Raw genomic sequence first — 7,856 nt, 5'->3', positions numbered from 1 at the left:
CACCCCCACCGCCGTGCTGTCACCCAACGAGACGTAGTTGATGCTCATCGACGTTCATCCACCCCCGTGTGCATGCATCCAGGCCTTCGTGAGTCTTCATGCCGCTGCTTCGGCATCAGGGCACGGTCAGCGCGCGCAAGAGGCGCCCGCCGCCGGGGCCGGCCACGCGCAGCAGCAGCGTGCTGCCCTTGGGCGCGGCGCGGATGGCGGCGGCCAGCTCCTTCGCGCTGGCGATGGGCTTGCGGTTCGCCTCCACCACCAGCATGCCCGGCGTCAGCTGCGCGCGGTCCGCGGGCGAGCCGGGGATGATGTCCGTGATGAGCGCGCCGGCGCGCTCGGTGAAGCCCGCCTGGGACGCCGTGCGCGCATCTAGGTCCTGCAGCGACACGCCCACGCGGCGGGAGCTGTCCTGTTCGTCGGCGGCCTCCGGCTTCTTCTTGGACAGGCCCTCCAGGTCCGGCCGGGTGCCCATGGTCACCTTGACGTCCTGCTTCTTGCCGTCGCGGTAGAGGCTCAGCGTCGTGACGCTGTTGGGCTTCTTGAGCGCCACGGTGCGGGTGAGCTCACTGTCGGAGCGCACCTGCTTGCCGTCCACGGCCACCACCACGTCGTCCGCCTTGAGCCCCGCCTTCGCCGCCGGGGAGCCGGGGTTGATCTGCGTGAGGATGGCGCCCTCGCTCACCGGCAGCTTCAGCGCCTGCCCCAGCTCGCGCGTGAGCGGCTGGATGCCCACGCCCAGCCAGCCACGCGTGACGGAGCCTTCCTTCTCCAGCTGCGGCAGCAGCGCCTTGATGAGGTTGCTGGGCACGGAGAAGCCGATGCCCGTGCCGCCGCCGACGATGGCGGTGTTGATGCCCACCACCTCGCCCTTCATGTTGAAGAGCGGGCCGCCGGAGTTGCCGGGGTTGATGGCCGCGTCCGTCTGGAGGAAGTCGTCGTACACGCTGGCGCCAATCTCCCGGGCGCGCGCGGACAGGATGCCCACGCTCACGCTGGAGGCCAGGCCGAACGGGTTGCCGATGGCCAGCACCCAGTCACCCACGCGCACGGCGTCGGAGTCCCCCAGCTTCACCGTGGGGAGCTGATCCACCTTCTCCTTGACCTTCACCACGGCCACGTCGGTGAGCGGGTCGCGCCCCACCACCTCGCCCGTGAAGGAGCGGCCGTCATCCAGGCGGATGGTGATGGTGACCGCGTCCTCGATGACGTGGTTGTTGGTGAGCACCAGGCCTTTGGGGTCGATGATGAAGCCGGACCCGGCGCCCTGGCGGATCTGCTCGCGCTCGCTGCGGCCGCGGCCTCCCCGCCCGTTGCCCCCGAAGAACTTGTCGAAGAGGGGGTTGTCCTCCATGCCCTCGGGCATCTCCGGACGGGCCTGCACGTCCACGTTCACCACGGCGGACTTCACCGAGTCCACCAGCGGCGCCAGCGAGGACAGCGACTGGGAATCACGCGTGGCGGGCTGGAGGTTGCCGGCCTGACCGGACGCCGCCTGCTGCGTCTGGGGCGCGGCCGGCTTGGCGGCGGGAGCCTGCGCGAGGGCGAGCGTGGGCGACACCCACACCAGCACGGCGGCCACGAGCTTGCGACGGAACGAAGGGAGCGTGTGGGTCATGGATTCCTCAACCTAAAGCGGAAACGAAGCCCCGCAACCGGAACGACATCGCCCGGGGACAGAAGGTGAACCCCGGGCACGGCCGCCTGTTCCCGGAGCGCTCAACCGGGCCGGTAGACGCGGTAGTCCAGCTCGGGGAACAGGTTGTTCCGGGCCTCCACGTGGGAGAGCCAGGACTCGTCGACGGTGCCCGCGCGCACCTGGTCGTGCAGGCGCAGGAAGCGCTGCAGGTGCTCCTTCGTGCGGCGCACGGCGTAGTCCACCATGGTGCCGGTCTTCATGATGAAGGCCCAGTCGGAGGACTGTGCGAGCAGCAGCTCCCGCGCGGCCTGGTTCAGCGCACGACGCTTGAGGGACGACGCGTCCGGGAAGTCCCGGGCCAGCTCCACCATCTGCCGCGCGGCGTGGTTGAGGTGCCGGTAGATCCAGTCGTTGGTCCCGTCCAGCCACATGTTCGCGTAGCCGCCCGCGCCCCAGGAGGACATGGGCGGCGTGGCCACCTGGTTCTCCGGGTGCTCGCGCAGGTCGTCCAGCGGGCTGATGAGCTGGAAGCGGCTGGGGTTTCGCGCGGCCTGGCGGATGAGCGCGTCGATGAAGTGGGGACCTTCGAACCACCAGTGGCCGAAGAGCTCCGCGTCATAGGGCGCGACGACCACGGGCTTGCGGCCGCCCATGCGCGACGCGAGGTATTCGAACTGGCGCTCGCGGTTGAAGAGGAAATTGCCCGCGTGGACCCAGGCGCGCTCGCGGGCCGCGGCCGGGTTGTAGGGCTGCTTGTCGTTCGTCTTGCCGGTGATGCGGAAGTACTTGAAGCCGGTGTTCTTGCGGTCGCCGGTGGGCTGGATGAAGGGCCGGACGTAGTCCAGGTCCAGGTCCCAGCCGATGTCCCGGTAGAACTCGCGGTAGACGGGGTCGCCGGGGTAGCCGTGCTCGGTGCTCCACACCTGCTGGCTGCTCTCCGGGTCGCGCGCGAAGGCGGCCACGCCGGGCTCGGTGAAGACGGGCGCGTAGGGGCCGTGCAGCGGACGGGGCGTGGCGTCCGTGAGCGCGTGCGTGTCCACGAAGAAGTAGCGGATGCGCTCGGCGGAGAGGATGCGCTCCAGGCCCGGGTAGTAGCCGCACTCGGCCAGCCAGATGCCGGCGGGGTCGCGGCCGAAGTTCTGGCGGTAGTGGTTCGCCGCGACCGTGACCTGGGCGCGCACGGCCTCCGGCGTCTGCTGCATGAGCGGCAGGAAGCCGTGGGTCGCGTTGCAGGTGAGGATGTCCAGGTGGCCGGAGTCCTGGAGCCTGCGGAACGCCGCCACGAGGTCGCGCTTGTAGTGGTTGTGGTACGCGAGGCGCAGCGATTCGAAGTGGTCGCGGTGGAAGACGGCCAGCGGGTGGAAGGTGGCGTCGTCGCGGGTGCGGTGCACCTCGCGGGCGCCCAGCTCGCAGAGCGAGTCCAACCGCCGGGCGTAGCGCTCACGCAACAGGTCGTCGTTGAGCATCGACACGAGCGTGGGCGAGAGCGTCATCGTCACCCGGAAGGGGACGCGGTCCTCGACCAGCGTGTCGAACACGCGCAACAGCGGCAGGTACGTCTCGGAGATGGCTTCGTAGAGCCAGTCCTCCTCGAGGAAGTCCTCGTACTCGGGGTGGCGGACGAACGGCAGGTGCGCGTGGAGGACCAGCGCGAGGGAGCCCAGGCTCATAGGTCGGTCGGAGAGGCCGTGCGGGTTCACTTCCGTCCACGGCGCGAAGGCCGGGACTTGGAGGAGGGCTTGGAGCCCGGGGACTTGGGCTCGGGTGTGCTCTGGGCCGGCTTCGGGGGCGCGGCGGAGGGAGTGGGCGCGGCGCTGGAAGCCACCGGCACTGTGGGCTTGGTCGCGGTCGCCGGAGCGGCCGGGGCTTGTGCCGACGGAGCTTCGACGTTCGCGGGCGCGGGGCTCGGAGGCGTGGAGACCGGTGCGGCCTTTCGCGAGGCCTCGGTGGCTTCGCGGGCCTTGTCGAGGGCGCGCTGTTCGGAAGCGCTGGGGCCTCGCGCCACGCTCAAGGCCCAGGGGTCCTTGGGAGGCTCGGGCTCCGAAGGCCGCCACGCATCCGGGTGGGCCGACCCCGGAGTCGAGGCACTCACCGGCGCCGGAGTCGCCCCTCCAGCCGGACGCGACAGCGGCAGGTCCCGAGCTTCAAGCACGTCCCCCTGCGCGCCCTGCCCCTTCAGGGAGCGAGCGTCCGGAGCGCCGGCCGCACTGGCGTGCGACTGATCCGAAGCATCCGCCGCGCGATCCGAGGACAGGTTGCGCTGATCTGACGCCCCAGCCGCCCGAGGCACACTCAGGTATTTCTGATCCGAGGCCCCTGTCGCGCGATCCACGGACAGGTAGCGCTGATCCGAGGCCCCAGCCGCCCGAGGCACACTCAGGTATTGCTGATCCGAGGCCCCTGTCGCGCGATCCGGGGACAGGTAACGTTGATCCGAAGCGCCCGCCGCACGCGGCACGGTCAGATACTGCTGGTCCGAAGCACCCGTCGCGCGATCCGCGGACAGGTAGCGTTGATCCGAAGCACCCGCCGCACGCGGCACGGTCAGATACTGCTGGTCCGAAGCTCCCGCCTCCCGAGGCCCCTGCCCTCCCGCGCCCTCCACGTACCGCTGGTCCGACGCACCCGGTGCGCGCGCCACCTCCAGATAGCGGTATTCCGACACGCCGCCCGGAAGCAGCGACTGCTCGTAACGCTGATCCGAAGCGCCCGGCGCACGCGGCACCTCCAGATACCGGGGAGCCGCCACGTCCCCGCCCTGCGCGTAGCGCTGGTCCGAAGCGCCCGGCGCACGCTCCACCGACAGGTAACGCTGGTCCGACGCTCCGGGCGCGCGCGACGGGGCCAGCACCCCGCCCTCACCGAGCACCGCCTCCCCCATCCGCGCGTACTGCTGATCCGAAGCCCCCGGCGCACGCGGCGGGCTCTCCAGATAGGCCTCCTCCGCATAGCGCTGGTCCGAAGCTCCCGGGACGCGAGGCGCATCGACATAGGTCTCGTCGCGTTCGCGGCGGACCTCCGGCACATCCACCACGCCCGCGCTGCCCGGCAACTGGACCCGGCGCCAGGTCACGTACTCGCGCTCCTCCACCCGGGGGACCCGTGCGGACGCGGACGGGGGCACGGCCTCCGTGCGCGACCGGTCCACCACCGGCGGAGGCGGCATGCGCAGGAACCGGATGGACGTGTCCACGGACGGCCCCGCGGGCGGCAGCGTGGCCCGATTGGACGAATGGCCGATGCGCCGCGACCGTCCATCCGAACCGACGAAGTGCGCCTCCACCCGGTACGTCCGCCCGGGCGTCATGCCCTGCAGATAGAAGCTGCGCGACTCCAGCGCGAAGTCCACCTCGCGCGACACGCCCTCGCCGTCGAACACCTTCATCACCGCGCGCGGCGACGGCAGTTCGTCCAGGGCCCGGTTCCTGCTGGCGTCGCTGAAGTCCCAGAACACGAAGAGCGTGTGCGGATCCCTCGCGAGCAGCACCATCGCGTCGTCCTGGTAGTCCAGGGGCAGCATGCTCAGGTGCTCGTCCCGCTCCGGCGACGCGTCCGCGGGAGGCAGGCGCGGCGCCTGCTCCTCCAGGAGGTGGTGGCGGCGCGCTTCCTTCTCTCCCGCCATCTTCGTGACGAAGAACCCCTCCACCAGGGGCTCGGCGGCATGCGTCGGCTCCGGCGCGGCGGGCGTGGGCTTCACGGCGGCGGGCACGTCCCCCTTGGGAGCACTCGACGGGCGCGGCGTCGGCGCGTCGGGAGCCAGGGGCAGCGTGTCCTCGTCGTCCGGGTCGCGGCGCGCCTTGCCTCGGGCTTGGAACGTCACCACCCGCGCGGGCCGCGTCTTGGGCCCGCCACTGGGCTCCGTGATGGGCTCCTCGGAAAGTTCCCGTGCAGCTGATGCGACGGAGCCCTTCGGCGACGGCAGGGGGACGGTTTCGGGCGCGGAGGCTGGGACGGGGTGGGAGTCCGCCCGGCCAGAATCCAGCTTCCGCTCCTCGCCGCCCAGGCCACCGGAGCCGCGCCGGGACGTCGCCAGCCCGGCCATGCGCGCGAGCCGCCCCAGGGCGGGAATGCGCTCGGCCAGGGAGGAGACCAGCTCCCGCCCGCGGGACGCGCCAGCTCCGTCCCGGAGGTATTTCCGGGCCAGCTGCCGCAGGTAGCTCACGGTGACGCCCTTCCGCTCATCCATGGACACCTCGCCTCGTTATGACGCGGCATACAGGGGGTCAACGCATCCGTCACGGGATGTGTTGTTCCGCCGACCCCCTCATCTTCTGTCACGCCCGATGACACCTCACCCCGGTCCAAGTATCCTGCGACCGCTTGAGTGACCTGCCCAGACTTCTCCTGTGCAGCTTTGACGTCATCCCCGGCCCGTCTGGCTCCTCACGCCGACTGACCGAGTATCTGAAGGCGTTGCCTGATCGCTTCTCCGTGGTGGTGCTGTCGGCGAAGACGCCCGACCACTCCCATATCGAGAAGTACCAGGGCGCCCGGCTGCTCCGCGTCCCGGTAGGCTCCGGGGACCTGGCTTCGCGCATCCAGTCCTTTGAACGGGCCGTGCGGCGACAGCTGGAGAGCGAGGATTACGCCCTTGCCCACTTCACGGACCCCTTTGGCGGCTACGCGCTGTGCGAGCTGAAGGCGGACTATGGCTACCGCCTCATCTATGAGGCGCAGACGTTCCCGTCGCAGGAGCTGCGCTACACGCATCCCCAGACGGACGGGGACCGCCGCTTCCTGTCGAAGATCCGCCGTCAGGAGCTGTTCTGCCTGATGAACGCGGACCTCGTCGTCACCGGCTCGCAGACGACGCGCGCGTACATCCAGGGGCTGGGCGCGGCGGAGGACCAGCTGCGCACGATTCGCGCGCCGGTGGACCTGAAGCCGTACGACCCGGAGGTGCTCGGCGCCCCGGACGGTTCGCCCCTGCGCATGATGTACCTGGGCAGCCACGTGGGCTGGCAGGGCCTGCCCACCCTGCTGCGCGCCACGGCGCTCGCGGCCCAGCAGGTGGACGTGCGCCTGACGCTGGTGGGCGCGCACCACCCGGACTGGAAGCCCCACCTCGAAGACCTGGTCAACGACCTGGGCATCAAGGAGAAGGTGGACTTCCAGCCGCCCGTCACGCACGACGACCTGGTCAAGGTGCTGGCGCTGGCGGACGTGGGCGTGCTGCCGCTGGACGACTCGGAGCGCAACCGGCTCCAGGGTGGACCGCTGGCCAAGGTCTCCGAGTACCTGGCCGCCGGCCGGCCGGTCATCGCCGCGGACCTGCCCGTCACCCGCGAGCTGATTCCGAAGGAAGCGGCCGTCTTCTTCCCCCCGGGCGACAGCCGCGCCCTCTCCGAGCGCATCCTGGACCTGGCGCGCGACGTGCCCCGCCGCGTGGCGCTTGGCAAAGCCGGGCGTGCGTTCGCGGAGAAGGTGCTGGACGCGGGCCTCATCCGGGGCCAGCTGCTGGACCTCTATGACTCGCTGCTGGAGAAGCGGGGCCACCTCCCGGTGGAGGCCGCCAGCGAGCCGCCCGACGTCACGATGACGGGCACGCCCACGAACCGGCTCGCGAACCTGGGCATGCCGGAGGCGTCCAAGCCCGCGCCGGCACCCAAGCCGCCCGCGAAGCCCGCCGCCCAGGCCGCGTCCGACGAAGCCGCCGAGCCTCCCGCGAAGGAAGGCGAGGAGGACGTGCCGCTGGTGATGGGCATGGCCCTGGACGACGGGATGGACACGCGGCTGGTCAAGACCGAGCCGGACATGCGGCCCGACGAAGTCCCCATGGTCCTGGGGCTGCCGCTGCGCGAGTCCGCCGCGCCCGCCCCCGCCGCTCCGGAGACCACGGAGGCCGCGCCCCCGCCAGAGCCCGCGTCCACTCCAGCGCCCAGGACGACGGACGACACCGCGAGGACCGCCCTCCCCTCCGCCCCCGCGAAGGAGGAACCGGAGCCCCTTGGAGGCCGAGGCTCGGAGCCGGGTCCGCCCACCGAGCTGGTGACGAGCCCCGCCGCGAAGGCCCTGCTCCTGAAGGACGTCGGCGGGGACGACGCCAGGACTCCGGAACCCCAGGACCGCGCCTCCGAGGATGGCTCCTCCGGAGCGACGGCGGTCGTGCGCCGTCCGACAGACGAGGACGAAGAGCGGGCCCCCACCCCTGTCGTCCGGCGGCCCTTCTCATCGGAGGACGAAGCCCCCGCAGCGACGCCCATCGTGCGCCGCCCCACCT

Annotated in this window: 4 protein-coding genes; 1 reads left to right on the top strand and 3 read right to left on the bottom strand. The window is 71.2% G+C overall.

Annotated features, from left to right (window positions below):
• Nucleotides 1-115: 115 nt before the first annotated feature.
• The 3 genes from D7W81_RS37630 to D7W81_RS37620 all read right to left on the bottom strand — a co-directional run bounded on the left by D7W81_RS37630 (nt 116) and on the right by D7W81_RS37620 (nt 5,822).
• Nucleotides 116-1,615: a trypsin-like peptidase domain-containing protein gene (locus D7W81_RS37630; protein WP_120560194.1), complete on the bottom strand. Its 1,500-nt coding sequence runs from the start codon at nt 1,613-1,615 to the stop codon at nt 116-118.
• Nucleotides 1,616-1,716: 101 nt separating this feature from the next.
• Nucleotides 1,717-3,306 carry a glycoside hydrolase family 57 protein gene (locus tag D7W81_RS37625; RefSeq protein ID WP_120560193.1) on the bottom strand — a complete coding sequence of 530 codons (1,590 nt, stop codon included), beginning with the start codon at nt 3,304-3,306 and terminating at the stop codon, nt 1,717-1,719.
• 26 nt (nt 3,307-3,332) lie between these two features.
• On the bottom strand, nt 3,333-5,822 hold the full coding sequence (locus D7W81_RS37620; protein WP_147445764.1) for a DUF4912 domain-containing protein: 2,490 nt from the start codon (nt 5,820-5,822) through the stop codon (nt 3,333-3,335).
• Nucleotides 5,823-6,049: 227 nt separating this feature from the next.
• Here D7W81_RS37620 and D7W81_RS37615 point away from each other — a divergent pair.
• The coding region (locus D7W81_RS37615) for a glycosyltransferase family 4 protein (RefSeq protein ID WP_244227705.1) at nt 6,050-7,856 on the top strand (1,807 nt) is incomplete at its 3' end.

Origin of the sequence: Corallococcus aberystwythensis (assembly GCF_003612165.1) — a bacterium.
Classification (GTDB): domain Bacteria; phylum Myxococcota; class Myxococcia; order Myxococcales; family Myxococcaceae; genus Corallococcus; species Corallococcus aberystwythensis.
Note: the sequence above shows the minus strand (reverse complement) of the source record. Positions and strands in the feature narration are given on the sequence as shown.

Excerpts from the sequence above, each read along its gene's own strand:
- D7W81_RS37630 (WP_120560194.1), bottom strand. The coding sequence starts at position 1,615 with ATGACCCACACGCTCCCTTCGTTCCGTCGCAAGCTCGTGGCCGCCGTG.
- D7W81_RS37625 (WP_120560193.1), bottom strand. The coding sequence starts at position 3,306 with ATGAGCCTGGGCTCCCTCGCGCTGGTCCTCCACGCGCACCTGCCGTTC.
- D7W81_RS37620 (WP_147445764.1), bottom strand. The coding sequence starts at position 5,822 with ATGGATGAGCGGAAGGGCGTCACCGTGAGCTACCTGCGGCAGCTGGCC.